This window comes from Streptomyces sp. NBC_00440 (genome assembly GCF_036014215.1).
Classification (GTDB): Bacteria; Actinomycetota; Actinomycetes; order Streptomycetales; family Streptomycetaceae; genus Streptomyces.
Genome location: NZ_CP107921.1, coordinates 8,356,838 through 8,372,546, shown reverse-complemented (window position 1 = coordinate 8,372,546; position 15,709 = coordinate 8,356,838). Strand labels below are relative to the sequence as shown.

Genomic DNA, 15,709 nt, shown 5'->3' with positions numbered 1-15,709 from the left:
ATTCTGTATTGACGTTGGGCTGTCGGCGTGACACGTTTTCGGCCATCGACCTCACCGGGACGCCCAGTGCGCCGCAGGTCGGACACGGTGGGGTCCGCCGAGCCGCAGCAGGCCCGCGCCCGCCACTCTCGTACCCGTTTCTGTCTTCACAACGAAGTGAGCGTGCGTGCACATGACAGACCCGATGCTTGCGGCTGCGCCCGTACAGGCTGGTCCGCGACCGTTGTCCCGCAAGGAGAAGCTGGGCTTCGGCCTCGGCGACCTCGCTTCCAACCTGTCGTGGAACTTCACCGGCAGCTTCCTGCTGTACTTCTATACGAACGTCGCCGCCATATCGGCGGCCGTCGCCGGCACTCTCATGCTTCTCGCCCGCGTCCTGGACGCGGTCGCCGACCCCGTGGTCGGGGCGGCCGTCGACCGCACCCGCAGCCGCCACGGGCGCGCCCGCCCCTACCTGCTCTACGGCGCGGTCCCCTTCGGCGTGCTCTCCGTACTGGCCTTCGTCTCACCCGACGTCTCCCACACGGGCAAGGTCGTCTACGCGGCCGTCACGTTCCTGCTGATGGGCGTCGTGTACTCGGTCGTCAACATCCCCTACGGCTCCCTCATGCCGCTCATGACCCGCGACAGCCACGAGCGCATGCAACTGGGCACCGCCCGCGCCGTCGGCATGTCGATCGGCACCATCTTCGTCGCCGTGGCCACCCCGCACCTGGTCACCGCGTTCGGCGGCGGCAGCGAGGAACGCGGCTACCTCCTCACCGCCATCCTTCTCGGCACCGGAAGTGCCGTCTTCTTCCTGCTCACCTTCCGCGCCACCACTGAGCACTACGGCGACCTGCCCGCGACGGAAGCGGCCGGCAAGACCTTCACCGGCGCCTGGACCACGGTCAGGCAGGGCCTGCACAACGGCCCCTGGGTCCTCGCCGCCCTGTTCATGGTGGTCAACTTCACCCGACTGGGACTGCTCACCACCGTCACCGTCTACTTCTCCCTGTACGTCCTCAAGGAACCCTGGACCATCTCCATCCTGCTCCCGCTGATCTCCGGCTCCCTGCTCGTCGGCTCACTGGCAGCCCCCCGCTACTTCGCCCGTTTCGGCAAGCGGCGCGGCAACGTCCTCGCTCTGGCCGTCGGCGCCCTGCTGTATCTCGTCATGCCCTTCACCGAGTCGGTCCTCCCGCTGCTGATCATCGTGTACACGTGCGCCTGCCTGGTCATCAGCCTCAGCCTCACTTCCAGCTTCACCCTCGTCGCAGACTCGGTCGACTACCACGAGTGGAAGTTCGGCAACCGGGCCACCGGACTGCTGAACGCCGCCCAGTCCCTCGCCACCAAACTCGGCACCGCACTGGGCAGCGCCCTCGTCGCCGGCGCCCTCGCCTGGACAGCCTTCGACCCCGACCACGTGGCCGCAGCCACCGTGAACGGCCTGCGCTGGCTCTACTACGGAGCGCCGATCGCCCTGCTGCTGCTCCAGCTCCTGGTCATGTGCTTCTGGCGGATGGACGCCCTGCACCCCCGCATCCTCGAAGAGCTCAAGGAACGACAGAAGTGACCAGCACACGAAACGAGACCACTCACCGCCTTCGGCGCAACGCCGCGGCGAACAGGTAGTCCGTCGAGCTGTGGTGCCCCGGGGCACCACAGCTTTGCGCGTACTCGCTCAGCTGGGTGCTTCCGCCAGTTCTTCACGATCCGGGTCGCGATGACGTGTTTCATGTGCCCGATGGTCAGCACCGCGTCGGCTTCGGGATCCTCTCCCTGAGCGACGACATCCGTGCCGGTGAACCCCAGCAGGTGTTCGAGCAGCATCGTCTTCAGCGAGCCGAAAAGCATGCTCGACCGCGTACTTGTCCGTGGCCCGCAGTGTGCGGGCGGGCAGGATCTTGTAGCCGATCCCGTCCTGAGCCGGGACGATCTGGTGCTGCCAACGGTTCTCACACACCTGATATCGAAGGAGAACGAGCGATGGCGACGCCCTTTGAACCCGTGGTACCAGAACCGCGGTCTGCCGCCGATCGCCTGCTCGCTGTCTTGTCGGCGTTCGAGCAGGCACACCCGACGCTCGCACTCACCGACATCGCCCGGCGCGCTGACCTGACGCTGCCCACCGCACACCGCCTCGTTGCCACGCTCACTTCGTGGGGGGCTCTGGAGCGGGACGAGACGGGGCTGTACCAGATCGGCTTTCGGTTGTGGGAGGTCGCTGCCTTGGCCCCGCGCGGGGTGGCACTACGGCAGGCGGCGCTGCCCTTCTTGGAGGACCTGTACGAGGCCACCCACGAGAATGTGCATCTGGCCGTGCGCGACGGGCAGGACGTTGTCTACATCGAACGGCTCTCCGGCCGCTCAGCCATCGGTGTCCGTTCCCAGATAGGCGCCCGCTGGCCGTTGCATGCCACCGGCGTCGGACTGGTACTGCTTGCGCACGGGCCGCATGAAATCCAGGACCGTTATTGCGCCAGCGAGCTGTCCGCATTCACTCCCTTTACCCTCACCGACCCAGCGCGGCTGCAGCGCACCCTTGCCGAAGTACGGCGCTCTGGTGTCGCGGTGAGCGACCGCCAGATCACCGGGGATGCCCTCTCTGTCGCTGCACCGGTGCGCGGACTACGCGGTGACGTCGTGGCAGCCGTCTCGATTGTGGTCCCTTGGGAAGGTGCGCAGACGCCGGCTCTCGTCCCGGCCGTGCGGCTGGCTGGGCGGGGCATCTCCCGGGCATTGGGATGGCGGCCCGAAATACGACCAGGCAACGGCTCTGGTTGAGTTCCGCCAATGGTTCCGCCTGACAAAAGTCGCGTTGTGCGCCGAATGACTGACCAGCACCCTGTCGTGCAGTGGCAGCGCACCAGCGCCGCATCACACATCTCAGGGAGGGACCCCTGCCATGACCGGCCTTTCCACCAACCCTTCCGACTTCGCTCGTGACCAGTGGTACGTGGCCGCGTGGTCTACCGAAGTCGGACGGGAACTGCTCGGCCGCACCCTCCTCGGTGAGCCGCTCGCCCTCTACCGAACCGAGGACGGACGAGCTGTCGCGCTTGCCGACCGCTGCGTTCACCGCCGCTTCCCGCTTTCCGAGAGCCACCTGGACGGCGACCGCGTGGTGTGCGGGTACCACGGCTTCACCTACGACACGGCCGGCACCTGCGTTTCCGTCCCCGGCCAGCAGCGCATCCCCCGTACCGCGCGAGTGACGTCCTACCCGGTGGCGGAGGTCGACTCGTTCATCTGGGTATGGATCGGCGACCCCGAGAAGGCCGATCCGGCTGCGATCCCACGCGCGCCGCACCTCACCGCCGACGACTGGACGACGATCAGCGGCATGGAGCCGATCGACGCGCACTACGGTCTGCTCGTCGACAACCTCATGGACCTTTCCCACGAGACCTACCTGCACGGCGGATACATCGGCACCCCCGAGGTCGCGGAGACGCCGATCACCACGGACGTCGACGTGGAGCGAAATGCGGTCCGCGTTTCCCGCCATATGCTCGATGCCGAATGCCCTCCCTTCTACGCCCGCTCGACCGGGATCAAGGGGCGGATCCAGCGGCTGCAGGACATCGAGTACCACGCGCCCTGCCTGTACCTGCTGCACAGCCGGATCAGCCCCACCGGGCAGGCGGAGCCCGTCTTCCGTACCGAGATCACCTATGCGATCACGCCTTCTGCGCCGGGCAAGGTCTACGACTTCTGGGCCGTCTCGCGGAACTTCGCGGTCCAGGAGGAGGAGGTCACCACGTTCTTGGGGGACTTCAACCACACCGTGGTGATGCAGGATGTCGATGCCCTCAACCTGCTGCAGCGGTGCCTGGACACCGAGCCCGCCGGCTACCAGGAACTCAGCATCAACATCGACACCGGTGCCCTCGCTGCCCGCCGCATCCTGGCCAAGCTCTCCGCACGATGACCGCTGACACCGTACTGAGGGTGCACTGGCTTCCTGGCACCGACGAGCTTCTCGGTACCTGCCACTGCGCCGCGACCTTCAGCAGCCAGGACCCCGAAGAACTCTGGGAGTGGCTGCATGACCACCCCGACCACCGCACACCCCGTCCGTCGGAGGGCCCTCCCCGTGACTCATGACCTGCTCGATCTCATCGTCACTGAGCGCGTCAAGGAAGCGACGGATGTGGTCTCGCTGTCATTGCGTCGTACCGACGGTCACCCGCTGCCGCCGTGGGCGCCGGGCGCCCACCTCGATCTCCTGCTGGGCGATGGGCTGCAACGCCAGTACTCGTTGTGTGGCGGCGACGCCGTGACGTACCGCATCGCGGTCCTGCTGAAGCCCGCAGGACGCGGAGGCTCAGCGCACGTCCACGCCGAACTGCGGGAGGGGTGCCACGTCCAGGCACGCGGGCCGCGCAACCACTTTCCCCTGGAGCCGGCCACCGGATACCGGTTCGTTGCCGGCGGGATCGGGATCACCCCGATCCTGCCGATGCTCGCGGCGGTCGACGACAGCGCGCCGTGGACACTGCTGTACGGCGGACGGTCCCGGAGCTCCATGGCCTTCAGGGAAGAACTCGCACGCTGCTTCCCGGACGAGCGGATGCGGCTCGTTGAGGGCTCGCTGGATCTGGGTGACCACCTGGCCGGCCTCGGGGGCGGCGAGCTCGTCTACGCGTGCGGACCTGCATCCCTGCTCACAGCGGTCGAGGCGCTCGTTCCAGCGGAGCAGCTACGCCTGGAACGCTTTACACCGACAGCCGCGGAACGCGCACTGGACTCGGTCTTCGAGATCGAACTGGCCCAATCCGGGAGGGTGCTGAACGTACCGGCCGACCAGTCGATCCTGCATACCCTTCAAGCGGCGGGGCTGGACCCGCTCTACTCCTGCACCGAGGGCACCTGTGGCACCTGCGAAACGGGGCTGGTGGCCGGGCAAGCCGACCACCGAGACAGCGTGCTCTCCCCGCAGGAGCGTGTTGCGGACGACACGGTAATGATCTGTGTTTCGCGGGCACGAAGCCCAAGACTCGTCCTGGATCTGTGACGCTTATGCCGCTGGTTTCCGTTGCCGCAACCTAGACAGAGACCCTCCTGTGCGCCGTTGCCGGCGACACACCAGGAGTAGTACCCGCCCGAACTGCGCCGTCTCGAGGTGTGGTCAACAGGTCGGCACGTCGGGCATCCGCGAGTGCTTTGGTCGGGTAGGTCTTGCTGTGCTTTTGGTACCGGCCTTCCGGACCACCTTGTCGGCCTCGCGCACCGGCGCGGCGATCCCGAGTGCGTCGTCGCGCACGTACCCGGGGCGGTACGCGAATCCCTGACGGCGCACCTCGGCAAGGAGCGCGCGCAGCCGCGCGGGGGCGGCCGGAGTGGCCACCGTGTAGGCGGTCATCTCCCCCGCGAGGACTCGGTCCTTCAGCGCGGCCGGGCCGTGGGCCAGCAGGACCAGGCCGCTGGAGGAGGCGTGCAGCGGAAGCCGTCCGGCGATACGGGTGTAGTTGATCAGCGCGTTCGGGGCGGAGAGCCGCTCGAGGAACAGCGCCTCCTCGCCGTCGAGGACGGCGAGTTGCACATGGTGGCCCACCACGTCGTGTACGCCCTCCATGAACGGCATCGCGGCGTCGCGCAGGGACAGTGTCGGCGAAGCCCGTACGACGAGTTCCCACAGCCGGATCCTGATGCGCACGCGACGGTCGTCGTCCCGGCTCAGGAACCCGTGCGCCACCAGCTCCCCCACCAGGCGGGAGGTCGTGGCCACGTGCAGACCGGTGCGGCGAGCGATCTCGGAGACGGTCAGCGTCGGCTCGTCCTGGCTGAACGCCTCCAGGATGCGCGCGCACGGGAAAGGACCGACTCGTGGTGCGGTGGCTTCATCGCGCGGGCAGTCTGCCCCCGACGCGCGCGGCGGTCTCGCGCAGCCAGATATGAGCCGCATCGTGCGTGTGCACCGGATGCCACCACAGGGCCTCCCGCAAGGGGACCGCCTCGTAGGGAGGTTCCACGATCCGCACGGGGGCGATCGGCGCGAGCAGTCGGGCGAGCCGGGCCTGGACCATGGCGATGCGCCGGGTGCCGCCCACCAGCTGCGGTAGCAGCTGGAAGCTATCGACGGAGACCTCCACGCGTGGCTCCACGCCGAGCATTCCGAGCTGGCGCACGGCCGGTGCGTCGTACGTGCGCTGGTAGGTGACCCACGGCAGTTCCTCGAGGTCCTGCCGGGTGAGCTGGTCGGTGACGGATGGGTGGTCGTCGGCGACCACGAAGACCCATCGGTCGTGGTAGAGGTCGGTGGCGGGGAAGTCGCTGATGACGCCGTGCGGCATGAGCAGTCCGTCGACGGTGCTGAGCAGGGTGGCGGTGTCGTCGACCACGGTGGGCGGGGTCTGCGCGAAGCGCAGCCGGATTCCGGGGGCCTCCTCGTGGACGGCGCGGGCGAGTTCGGCGCCGAAGACGGCGACTGCGTAGTCGGAGGCCACCAGCTTGAACTCACGGCTTTCCTTGGCCGGGTCGAAGTCGGCCTGGCTGGAGAAGAGCCGTTCGAGGACGTCGTAGGCGGTGGAGGTGCGGTCGAGGAGGACCTGTCCGAGGGCGGTGAGTTCGTAGTGGCCGCCGACGCGGGAGAGCAGGTCGTCGTCAAAGTGGCGGCGCAGCCGGGACAGGGCGGCGCTCATGGCGGGCTGGCTTAGTCCGACGCGCTGTCCGGCACGGGTGACGTTGCGCTCCTCCAGTAGCGCGCGCAGGGCCACGACGAGGTTGAGGTCCAAGCGGGCCAGATTCACGTTCTTTCCCTTGCTGTACGGCGTCAGTCGGCGCTGACCAGGAGAAATCTGCCTAACGGATGGCTTCCATCCATGCAATCTATTTCCCTGATCATTGGTGGCGGGTCCAGATTAGTCCCACCGCAATCAGGAGGACATGTCCGTGAAACCCGCTCCCGCTTCCGCACCCTTCGCCGGCCCCTTCGCCCTCGCGACGCTCTCGGCCCCGGACGGTCCCGCGTTCCCCGCGCTGGTCACGCCCGAGGAGCACGTGCTGGACCTGCGCGCCGGCCTGGACAACGCCCGGCTGACGGTACGTCGGCTCCTAGAGGACTGGGCTGCGGTACTGCCGCGGCTGCGCGCCCTGGCCGATGACGGCTCCGTGGTGCGCAGGCCGCTGGCGCAGTTCCGGGTGCACGCCCCAGTCGAGCCGCGGCAGGTCTTCCAGTCCGGCGCCAACTACCGCCGGCACGTCATCGATCTGCACGTGGCGCACCGCACGCCCGGTGACGACCGCCCGGAGGACGAGCGGCGCGCGGAGGCCGCGGAGATCATGGACCGGCGGGCGAAGGAAGACCTGCCGTACGTCTTCATCGGCCTGCCGAGCGCCATCACCGGGCCCTACGACGATGTCGTGCTGCCCGCGTGGGCCGAAAAGCCGGACTGGGAGCTGGAGTTGACGGCCGTGATCGGCCGCCCGGCGTACCGGATCTCCGTCGACGAGGCGCTGGAGTACGTCGCCGGGTACACGATCGCCAACGATCTCACCGACCGTGCGACCGTCTTCCGCCGGGACATGCCGCAGATCGGCACCGACTGGCTGCGCAGCAAGAACGCGCCGGGGTTCACCCCGCTCGGCCCGTGGATCGTGCCCGCCGAGTCGATCGCCAGCCCCGACGACCTGCGGCTGGTGCTGAAGCTGAACGGCGAGACCATGCAGGACGAGTCCACCAAGGACATGATCTTCAATGTGGCGCGGATGGTCTCCTACGCCTCGCAGGCCGCTCAGCTCCTCCCCGGAGACCTGGTGCTGACGGGTTCACCGGCCGGGAACGGCATGCACTGGGGCCGCCTGCTGCGCGACGGAGACGTGATGGACGGCTCCATCACCGGTCTCGGCGCGCAGCGCACCCGATGTGCGGCGGAGGTGGCGGCGTGACGGCTCTGGACCGGGCCGACCCGGAGGGCGCGATCGCCGAGTCAGCCAAGGCGTACTCGAACTGGGGGCGTTGGGGCGAGGACGACCGGATCGGCACGCTCAACTTCCTCGACGAGGCCAAGCGCCGCGAGGGCGCCGCGCTGGTACGGCGAGGCGTCAGCTTCTCCCTCGCACAGCGCTTCGACATGGACGGCCCGCAGAAGGGCTGGCGGCGCCGGACCAACCCCGTCCACACAATGCTCGACACCGGCACCGACGCCGCCCTCGGCAACCAGGGCTTCCCGCACGGGATCGGCGGCGCCGACGACGTGATCGCCATGCCCCTGCAGTGCTCCACACAGTGGGACGGGCTCGGCCACATCTTCGACCACGGCAAGGCGTGGAACGGCCGCCCGGCGGAACAGGTCGTCACCTCCGACGGCGACCTGGTCACCGGCATCGAGCACATGGCCCCCTGCGTCGCCGGGCGCGGCATCCTTCTCGACGTGGGCCAAGTGATCGGCGAGGACGGCGAATTGCCGGACGGTTTCGCGATCACCGAGGAGCATTTGAGCACGACCGCGAAGGCGCACGGCGTGACCGTCGGCCGCGGCGACATCGTGCTGGTGCGCACCGGGCGCCTCGCCCGCGCCCGGCGCGAGGGCTGGGGCGAGTACGCCGGCGGCCCGGCACCCGGCCTCTCGTTCACCACAGCCGACTGGCTGCACCGCACCGAGATCGCCGCGATCGCCACTGACACCTGGGGCTTCGAGGCCCGGCCCAACGAGTTCGACCACGCCTTCCAACCGCTGCATCAGGTCGCCATCCCCAACATGGGCCTGCTCATCGGCGAGATGTGGGACCTGGACGCGCTCGCCGACGACTGCGCACACGACGGTGCGTACGACTTCTGGCTGACCGCCGCCCCGCTGCCGATCACCGGCGCGGTCGGCTCCCCGGTCAACCCGGTCGCCGTCAAGTAGCACGCCCTCAGCCCGCAAGTCACCAGCGGAACGAAGGAGTTCCCCCATGAGCACACCCCGCACGGTCCTCGTCATCGGCGGTGGCGCGGCCGGAAACGCCGCGACGATCCTGCTGCGCCGCGCCGGGATCGCCGTCGACCTGATCGAGGCCAAGGACGACTGGAACGCCACCGCGGGCTCCGGCATCACCCTCCAGGGCAACGCCCTGCGCGTGCTGCGCGAACTCGGCGTGTGGGACCAGGTGGAGAAGTCCGGCTACGGCTTCGGCGCGGTCGGCATCACCGCCCCCGACGGCACCGTCCTGCACGTCGCGGAAGACCTGCGTACCGGGGGTGACGACCTGCCCGCCACCGTCGGCATGCAGCGCCCCCAGTTGCAGAACATCCTGATCGACGCGGTCCGCGCCAGTGGCGCCACCGTCCGCCTCGGCCTCCGGGCGACGTCGCTGGACCAGTCCGCCGACGACGGCGTCACCGTCGGCTTCAGCGACGACACCGCATCCCGCTACGACCTGGTCATCGCCGCCGACGGAATGGGCTCCACCACCCGCGCCGCGATCGGCATCACGGACCGGCCCGAACCCACCGGCATGGCCATCTGGCGCGTCGCGGCGCCCCGCCCGGCAGGCATGACCCGTACCGACCTCGCCTACGGCGGCCCCGCCTACATCGCTGGCTACTGCCCCACCAGCGAGAGCACGCTCTACGCGTACGTCGTCGAGGCCAACCGAGACCGCGCCTCCATCCCGCCGACCACGTACGCCGACGAGATGCGGTCTCTGGCACGGAATTACGGCGGCCACTGGCCCGAGATCACCGCGCAGATCACCGACCCGACGCAGGTCAACTACACCTGGTTCGACCGGATGCTGGTCGAGGGGTCCTGGCACCGCGGCCGCGTCGTCCTCGTCGGCGACGCCGCCCACTGCTGTCCGCCCACCCTCGCCCAGGGCGCGGCCCTGTCCCTGGAGGACGCCTGGGTCCTCGCACAGTTGCTGACCGGAGACGACGCCTGGGACGACGTGCTGTTCCAGGCGTACTACGAGCGGCGGATCGCCCGCGTACGGCCCGTCGTGGACGCGTCCGTGCAGCTGGGCCAGTGGCAGCTCGACGGGGTCCGTGACGCCGACGTGCCCGGCCTGATGGGCCGCACCATGACCATGCTGCGGGAGCTGCCGTGACGACGACACCGCCCACGGTCGACGTGCACGCCCACGTCCTGCTGCCCGAGATAGAGGCACTGGTGGACGGCCTGCCCGGGCTCGCCGAGGCAAAGGCCCTGGACGCGCGGCGCAACGGACCGGCCGCCCTTCAGGTCAATGGCCCGATGATCGGCGAACGCATCGCCCGTCTCACCGATCCGGCCGTCCGCCTCGCGGCGATGGATGCCCAGGGTGTGGACGTCCAACTGGTCAGTCCGTCCCCCTCGCACTACCACTACTGGGCCGACGAGGAGACGGCCGAGAAGGTGTACCGGCTCGCCAACGAGGCAACCGCGGCGCACTGTTCGGCCGCACCGGATCGGCTACACGGCCTCGGTCTCGTACCGCTGCAGCATCCCGAAGAGGCAGTGCGCGCGCTCGAACACGCCTTGGCGCAGGGCCTGTCCGGGGTGGAGATCTCCAGCCACGCCCCGGGGTGCGAACTGTCCGACCCTGCCTACGAACCCTTCTGGTCACGCGCCGAGGAGACCGGCGCGATCGTCTTCCTGCACCCCTTCGGCTGCACCCTCGACGAGCGCCTCGACCAGTGGTACCTGTCCAACTCCGTCGGCCAGCCCACCGAGAACGCCGTCGCCCTCTCCCACCTCATCTTCTCCGGCGCCCTGGACCGTCACCCCGGCCTGAAGGTCATCGCGGCGCACGGCGGCGGCTACCTCCCCACCCACATCGGCCGCGCCGACCACGCCTGGACGACCCGCACCGACGCCGGTTCCGGCTGCGCCCACCTGCCCAGCAGCTACCTCAAGCGTCTCTACTTCGATTCCCTGGTACACGACCCGTACGTACTGAGGGAGTTGGTGCGTGCCGCGGGCGCCGATCGGGTGCTGCTCGGCTCCGACTTCCCCTTCGACATGGGCACCGAGGACCCGCTCAGCGCGCTGCGCGCCGCACGTCTGCCCGACGCCGCATTCCACGCCGTCCGCGGCGGCAACGCGGCCGCCCTCCTCCATCTCCGGAAGGACTGACCCCATGAGCGGACGTCTGCTCACCCACCTGCGGCACGTCGACCTGGCGGTGCCGGATTACGACAAGCAGCTCGACTTCTACGCCGGCGTCTGGGGCCTGACCAAGGTCGCCGAGGACTCCGGGATCTCCTTCCTGGCCGCCGAGGGCTCCCCCGAGCAGTACGTCCTACGGCTGCGCAAGGCCGGCGAGAAGCGCCTCGACCTCGTCTCGTACGGAGCGGCATCGACGGCCGACGTGGACACCCTCGCCGGGCAACTCCTCGCCGGAGACGTGCAGTTGATATCACATCCGGGCGAGGTCGACACCCCTGGCGGCGGCTACGGCTTCCGCTTCTTCGACGTCGACGGCCGCACCATCGAGGTCTCCGCCGACGTCGAGGTCCGACAGCACCGCAGGATCGAGGAGAAGGAGGCCATCCCGGTCAAGCTCTCGCACGTCGTCCTCAACTCCCCCGACCTGAACCGGACCCGTGAGTGGTACGAGCGTCACCTCGGCTTCGCCCTGTCCGACACTCTGTCCTCGCCGCACATGGGTGAGGTCATGCACTTCATGCGGATCTCCAACCAGCACCACTCGATGGCCATCGCGCAGGGTCCGCACACCGCCCTGCACCATGTCTCCTTCGAGATGCGCGGCATCGACGAGTACATGCGCGGCTCCGGCCGGGTGATGCGGGCCGGGTTCAAGAAGATCTGGGGCCCGGGCCGGCACATGGCGGGCGACAACACCTTCACGTACTTCCTCGACCCGCACGGCAACACCGTCGAGTACACCACCGAGCTGGAGAACCTCGACGAGGACACCTGGCACCCGCACGTCTACGACTTCTCCCAGCCCGAGGTCACCGACCAGTGGGGCACGGCGAACGCGATGAACGAGATCGTCGCCAAGGAGTCCTTCAACGACCCCGACCGCGGCGTGTTCGTCGCCCCGCCGGTCTGACCACCCCAAGCTCCGGGGGCGCGGCGGCCCTGTCCATGCCCTGACTCACCCCGCGCCCCCGGCCCCTGTTCGTGCCAGGAGCCTCCATGCGATTCGCCACCTACGCTCACCAGCACCGCACCCGTGTCGCCGTCGTCGAGGCGGACGGCACCCTCTACCCACTGCCCGGCATCGCGTCACTCACCGATCTGTTGCGCTCCGGCGGCGGTCTGCCCGCCCTCCTCGACGCGGGCGCAGCCGCGCTCGACGTACCGCCGGGACCGCACGTCTCCCAGGTACGGGTGCTGCCCCCGCTCCAGCCTTCCTCCGTACGGGACTTCGTCACCTTCGAGGAACACGTCGAAGGCGTACGCAAGGCCGTCGACGGCGTCGCCGGCGTGCCCGAGCAGTGGTACGCGGCACCCACCTTCTACTTCACCAACCCGCACGCCGTGTTCGGCCCGCAAGACGACATCCCGATGCCGCCCGGCTCGGCCGCCCTCGACTACGAACTCGAAGTCGCCGCCGTCATCGGCCGCGAGGGCCACGACCTCACCCCGGAACAGGCCCGCGACCACATCATCGGCTACACCGTCTTCAACGACTGGTCCGCCCGCGACCTCCAGTCCGCCGAAATGAAGGTCGGCCTCGGCCCCTGCAAGGGCAAGGACACCGCCACCACACTCGGCCCCTACCTCGTCACGCCCGACGAACTGGAACCGTACCGCGCCGCCGACGGCTTCCTGCGCCTCGCGCTGACCGCCGAGGTCAACGGCCAGGTGATCGGCACGGACCTGCTCTCCAACATGAGCTGGACCTTCGAGGAGATGACCGCCTACGCCTCCCGCGGCACCCGCGTCGTACCCGGCGACGTCCTCGGCTCCGGCACCTGCGGCAACGGCGGCTGCCTCGCCGAGCTGTGGGGCCTGCGGGGCGAACAGACCCCACCGCCTCTCCGGCCCGGCGACACCGTCACGCTCACCGTCGAGGGCCTCGGTACGGTCGCCAACACCGTGGTCACCGGCGCCGCCCCCATCGCCCTGCCCGCCGGTCGACGCCGCGCCCGGGAACGTCCGTGAGCGACCTGCACACCAAGCGGCTTCTCGGCAAGGTCGTGGTCGTCACCGGCGCGGCCCGCGGGCAGGGCGCCGCCGAGGTCGAGGCGCTCACCCGCGACGGCGCGCGCGTCATCGCCACCGACGTCACCAAGGCCCCAGGCATCCGCCCGCTCGACGTCACCGGCGAAACGCAGTGGGCCCAACTGGCCTCGGAACTGCGGGAGTCATACGGGCAGATTCACGGCCTGGTCAACAACGCGGGCGTCACCTGGCGGGCCCGCCTGGACGAAATACGCGCCGACGACTTCGCCCGCGTCCACGCTGTCAACGTCACCGGCCCGCTGCTGGGCATCCAGCACCTCACCCCGCTGATGCCACCAGGCGCCTCGATCGTCAACGTCGGCTCCTCCGCCGCCCTCACCGCCCACTACCCGGTCGCGTACACGGCCAGCAAATGGGCCCTGCGCGGCCTGTCCAAGACCGCGGCACTCGAACTCGGGCCACGCGGCATCCGCGTCAACACCATCCACCCCGGCTTCATCGAGACCGAGATGACCGCGTCGGCCGCCCCCGCCTTCCGCGAGAGCAACCTTCGCGAGACCCCGCTCGGCCGCACCGGCACCGTCGACGAGATCACCCCGCTCGTCACGTTCCTGCTGTCGGACGACGCCTCCTTCATCACCGGGGCCGAGATCCCGGTCGACGGCGGCTACACCGCCCACGGCGGCGCCAAGTCGATCTCCGACGCCCTGCGCACGGAAGCCGGATTGTAAGGCGCGCGGATGGCGAATCCGTCCTGCCCTGATCACCCCACCCGCTCCCCTGAAAGGACCGCCTACCACCGTGGACAAAGTCATCGGCAGCGCCGCAGAGGCGGTCGCCGACATCCCCGACGGCGCCTCCCTCGCCGTCGGCGGATTCGGCCTCTCCGGCATCCCCGGCACCCTCATCGACGCTCTCCATGCCCAGGGCGCACACGGGTTGAAGGTCGTCTCGAACAACTGCGGCGTCGACGACCACGGCCTGGGCGTGCTGCTCTCCGCTAGAGCCTGTCCGGCGGATCATGTGACCACTTCGCTCTCGATTCGTTGGCATGGACATGGGGCGGGGAGATCTGACGAACGACGAGTGGACACGGCTGAAACCGCATCTGCCGAAGTCCGGTCAGCGTGGAGGTCGTTGGGCGAGCCACCGAAGGGTGATTAACGGGATCCTCTTCCGGCAGCGCACGGGAGTGCCTCGGAGGGATCTACCTGCGCGTTTCGGCCCGTGGAAGACCGCGTACGAGCGGCACAGACGCTGGTCGCCGGACGGCACGTGGGACAAGATCTTCGCAGCTGTCCTGGCCGACGCTGATGCTGAAGGTCGCATCGACTGGTCGATGGTGAGCGTGGACTCGACGTCCTGCAGGGCCCACCAGCACTCTGCCGGAGCGCGGAAGAGACCTCCGCGTGTGCCGGGAAAAAGAAGCACGCCCCGGCAGCACCGCCCCGACGAGGGACTCGGACGCTCCCGGGGCGGACTGACCTGCAAGATCCACCTCGCTGGGGAGGGCAGTCGCCGCCCGCTGTCCCTGCTGATCACACCAGGCCAGTGGGGCGATGCCCCGCAGTTCATCCCGGTCATGGAAGGCATCCGCGTCGGCCGCCGCGGTGGCGGGCACCCCAGGACCCGGCCGGACCATCTCGGCGGCGATAAGGCGTACAGCTCCCGACGCAACCGCCGCTACCTGCGCAGACGCCAGATCAAGCACACCATCCCCGAACCGAAGGACCAACGGGCCCACCGCAAAAGGCGCGGCAGCCACGGTGGTCGACCCACCGGCTTCGACAAGACGATCTACAAGCGCCGCAACGAAGTAGAGCGGACGATCAACACACTGAAGAACTTCCGGGCCGTGGCTACGAGATTCGACAAACGCGCCTTCATCTTTCACGGCACTGTCACCGTTGCCGCGGTCCGGCTCTGGCTCCGCACGTGATCCGCCGCTCGAAGCCTGCACGGCGTAGTACTCAGGGCTGCGGCTTCTTCCGTTGCCCGACCCAGGTCTCAAACCGTGCGGAATCGCGGACGCCGTCATCGAGGACCGCGCGGTAGACGTCGAAGCTCTTGACAGTCGTGCCGTACTCGGGACGGTCGGCCCAAGTCCGCTTGATTTCGATAATGGCCGCGCGGCTCTCGTCCGTCAGACGCGGGCGCAGGGTAGTCAGGTGGGCGGTCGAGGGCTGACGTTCGGGCTCGTCGAGAAACCAGACGTCGAGGTTCCAGGCGGCCCCGGACGATACACACTCCACACCGAGGTACAGGCCGTCGGGGTAGGCGTCCGGCTCCCGGTTCCACGCCCCGCAGTCATTGCGGAAGGTCACAAGACGGACGTGTGGGTGAGTCGCGAGCCGAGCACCGACCGCGGCGACGGCCGCCACGGCAGCATCGTCCAGACGCTCGCACACCACGTCCAGATCCAGATCCCGACGAACCATCAGGCCCAGCGCCGCGCTCCCGACGATGGTCGGAGTGCCGACATCGGCCAGCAGCTTGTCCAGCCGGAGCTCCCGATATACGCCCTCCGCTTCGGCTCGCAGCGCATCCTGCTCCCCCAACACCTCAGATACGTCCACACGATCACCCTACGGCGTCCGGTGGATCACGTCGCCGGCCTGTTGGACTGGCTCCAGAGACAAAGGTGGGGAACCTCGCCCACGCCA

General features: G+C 68.9%; 15 protein-coding genes and 1 pseudogene. 13 read left to right on the top strand and 3 right to left on the bottom strand.

Annotated elements, in window-relative coordinates:
- Positions 1 to 172: 172 nt before the first annotated feature.
- From OHB13_RS37245 to OHB13_RS37230, 4 genes are all read left to right on the top strand, one after another.
- The gene (locus tag OHB13_RS37245; protein WP_328380167.1) at positions 173 to 1,558 is read left to right on the top strand and encodes an MFS transporter; all 1,386 of its coding nucleotides are present in this window, start codon (positions 173 to 175) and stop codon (positions 1,556 to 1,558) included.
- A gap of 413 nt (positions 1,559 to 1,971) precedes the next feature.
- Complete coding sequence (locus OHB13_RS37240; RefSeq protein WP_328380166.1) at positions 1,972 to 2,769, top strand: IclR family transcriptional regulator; 798 nt, start codon at positions 1,972 to 1,974, stop codon at positions 2,767 to 2,769.
- A gap of 121 nt (positions 2,770 to 2,890) precedes the next feature.
- A complete protein-coding gene (locus tag OHB13_RS37235; RefSeq protein ID WP_328380165.1) occupies positions 2,891 to 3,916 on the top strand; it encodes an aromatic ring-hydroxylating dioxygenase subunit alpha in 1,026 nt (341 codons plus the stop codon).
- Between the two features lie 117 nt (positions 3,917 to 4,033).
- Positions 4,034 to 5,002, top strand: a complete 969-nt coding sequence (locus tag OHB13_RS37230) for a PDR/VanB family oxidoreductase (RefSeq protein WP_328380164.1) — start codon at positions 4,034 to 4,036, stop codon at positions 5,000 to 5,002.
- A gap of 114 nt (positions 5,003 to 5,116) precedes the next feature.
- Here OHB13_RS37230 and OHB13_RS37225 read toward each other — a convergent pair whose 3' ends face one another.
- Positions 5,117 to 5,740 carry an IclR family transcriptional regulator gene (locus OHB13_RS37225; protein ID WP_328380494.1) on the bottom strand — a complete coding sequence of 208 codons (624 nt, stop codon included), beginning with the start codon at positions 5,738 to 5,740 and terminating at the stop codon, positions 5,117 to 5,119.
- A gap of 88 nt (positions 5,741 to 5,828) precedes the next feature.
- On the bottom strand, positions 5,829 to 6,737 hold the full coding sequence (locus OHB13_RS37220; protein WP_328380163.1) for a LysR family transcriptional regulator: 909 nt from the start codon (positions 6,735 to 6,737) through the stop codon (positions 5,829 to 5,831).
- 136 nt (positions 6,738 to 6,873) lie between these two features.
- Here OHB13_RS37220 and OHB13_RS37215 point away from each other — a divergent pair, with 136 nt between their 5' ends.
- The 9 genes and pseudogenes from OHB13_RS37215 (at position 6,874) to OHB13_RS37175 (ending at position 14,985) form a co-directional block, all read left to right on the top strand.
- Complete coding sequence (locus OHB13_RS37215) at positions 6,874 to 7,875, top strand: fumarylacetoacetate hydrolase family protein (RefSeq protein ID WP_328380162.1); 1,002 nt, start codon at positions 6,874 to 6,876, stop codon at positions 7,873 to 7,875.
- Between the two features lie 5 nt (positions 7,876 to 7,880).
- Entirely contained in the window at positions 7,881 to 8,837 is a 957-nt protein-coding gene (locus tag OHB13_RS37210; RefSeq protein ID WP_328380493.1) for a cyclase family protein, read from the top strand.
- A 46-nt stretch (positions 8,838 to 8,883) separates the two neighbouring features.
- Positions 8,884 to 10,017, top strand: a complete 1,134-nt coding sequence (locus OHB13_RS37205) for an FAD-dependent oxidoreductase (protein WP_328380161.1) — start codon at positions 8,884 to 8,886, stop codon at positions 10,015 to 10,017.
- On the top strand, positions 10,014 to 11,024 hold the full coding sequence (locus tag OHB13_RS37200) for an amidohydrolase family protein (RefSeq protein WP_328380160.1): 1,011 nt from the start codon (positions 10,014 to 10,016) through the stop codon (positions 11,022 to 11,024). Before OHB13_RS37205 ends, OHB13_RS37200 begins: the two co-directional genes overlap by 4 nt.
- Positions 11,025 to 11,028: 4 nt before the next feature.
- A complete protein-coding gene (locus tag OHB13_RS37195; protein WP_328380159.1) occupies positions 11,029 to 11,967 on the top strand; it encodes a VOC family protein in 939 nt (312 codons plus the stop codon).
- 86 nt (positions 11,968 to 12,053) lie between these two features.
- Positions 12,054 to 13,025: a fumarylacetoacetate hydrolase family protein gene (locus OHB13_RS37190; RefSeq protein ID WP_328380158.1), complete on the top strand. Its 972-nt coding sequence runs from the start codon at positions 12,054 to 12,056 to the stop codon at positions 13,023 to 13,025.
- Positions 13,022 to 13,777, top strand: a complete 756-nt coding sequence (locus OHB13_RS37185; RefSeq protein ID WP_328380157.1) for an SDR family NAD(P)-dependent oxidoreductase — start codon at positions 13,022 to 13,024, stop codon at positions 13,775 to 13,777. The genes OHB13_RS37190 and OHB13_RS37185 overlap by 4 nt, the downstream gene beginning before the upstream one ends.
- 70 nt (positions 13,778 to 13,847) lie before the next feature.
- A pseudogene (locus OHB13_RS37180) lies at positions 13,848 to 14,048 on the top strand (CoA-transferase); the annotation flags it as partial.
- A 55-nt stretch (positions 14,049 to 14,103) separates the two neighbouring features.
- The gene (locus OHB13_RS37175) at positions 14,104 to 14,985 is read left to right on the top strand and encodes an IS5 family transposase (protein ID WP_328380492.1); all 882 of its coding nucleotides are present in this window, start codon (positions 14,104 to 14,106) and stop codon (positions 14,983 to 14,985) included.
- Positions 14,986 to 15,016: 31 nt separating this feature from the next.
- Here the strand turns inward: OHB13_RS37175 and OHB13_RS37170 are convergent, their stop codons facing one another.
- On the bottom strand, positions 15,017 to 15,622 hold the full coding sequence (locus OHB13_RS37170; RefSeq protein WP_266769449.1) for a hypothetical protein: 606 nt from the start codon (positions 15,620 to 15,622) through the stop codon (positions 15,017 to 15,019).
- Positions 15,623 to 15,709: the final 87 nt, after the last annotated feature.

What these genes read in the sequence shown, in the direction of transcription:
- OHB13_RS37245 (WP_328380167.1), top strand. Translation starts at nt 173, where the DNA reads ATGACAGACCCGATGCTTGCGGCTGCGCCCGTACAGGCTGGTCCGCGA.
- OHB13_RS37240 (WP_328380166.1), top strand. Translation starts at nt 1,972, where the DNA reads ATGGCGACGCCCTTTGAACCCGTGGTACCAGAACCGCGGTCTGCCGCC.
- OHB13_RS37235 (WP_328380165.1), top strand. Translation starts at nt 2,891, where the DNA reads ATGACCGGCCTTTCCACCAACCCTTCCGACTTCGCTCGTGACCAGTGG.
- OHB13_RS37230 (WP_328380164.1), top strand. Translation starts at nt 4,034, where the DNA reads ATGACCACCCCGACCACCGCACACCCCGTCCGTCGGAGGGCCCTCCCC.
- OHB13_RS37215 (WP_328380162.1), top strand. Translation starts at nt 6,874, where the DNA reads ATGTCCGTGAAACCCGCTCCCGCTTCCGCACCCTTCGCCGGCCCCTTC.
- OHB13_RS37205 (WP_328380161.1), top strand. Translation starts at nt 8,884, where the DNA reads ATGAGCACACCCCGCACGGTCCTCGTCATCGGCGGTGGCGCGGCCGGA.
- OHB13_RS37195 (WP_328380159.1), top strand. Translation starts at nt 11,029, where the DNA reads ATGAGCGGACGTCTGCTCACCCACCTGCGGCACGTCGACCTGGCGGTG.
- OHB13_RS37190 (WP_328380158.1), top strand. Translation starts at nt 12,054, where the DNA reads ATGCGATTCGCCACCTACGCTCACCAGCACCGCACCCGTGTCGCCGTC.
- OHB13_RS37175 (WP_328380492.1), top strand. Translation starts at nt 14,104, where the DNA reads ATGGGGCGGGGAGATCTGACGAACGACGAGTGGACACGGCTGAAACCG.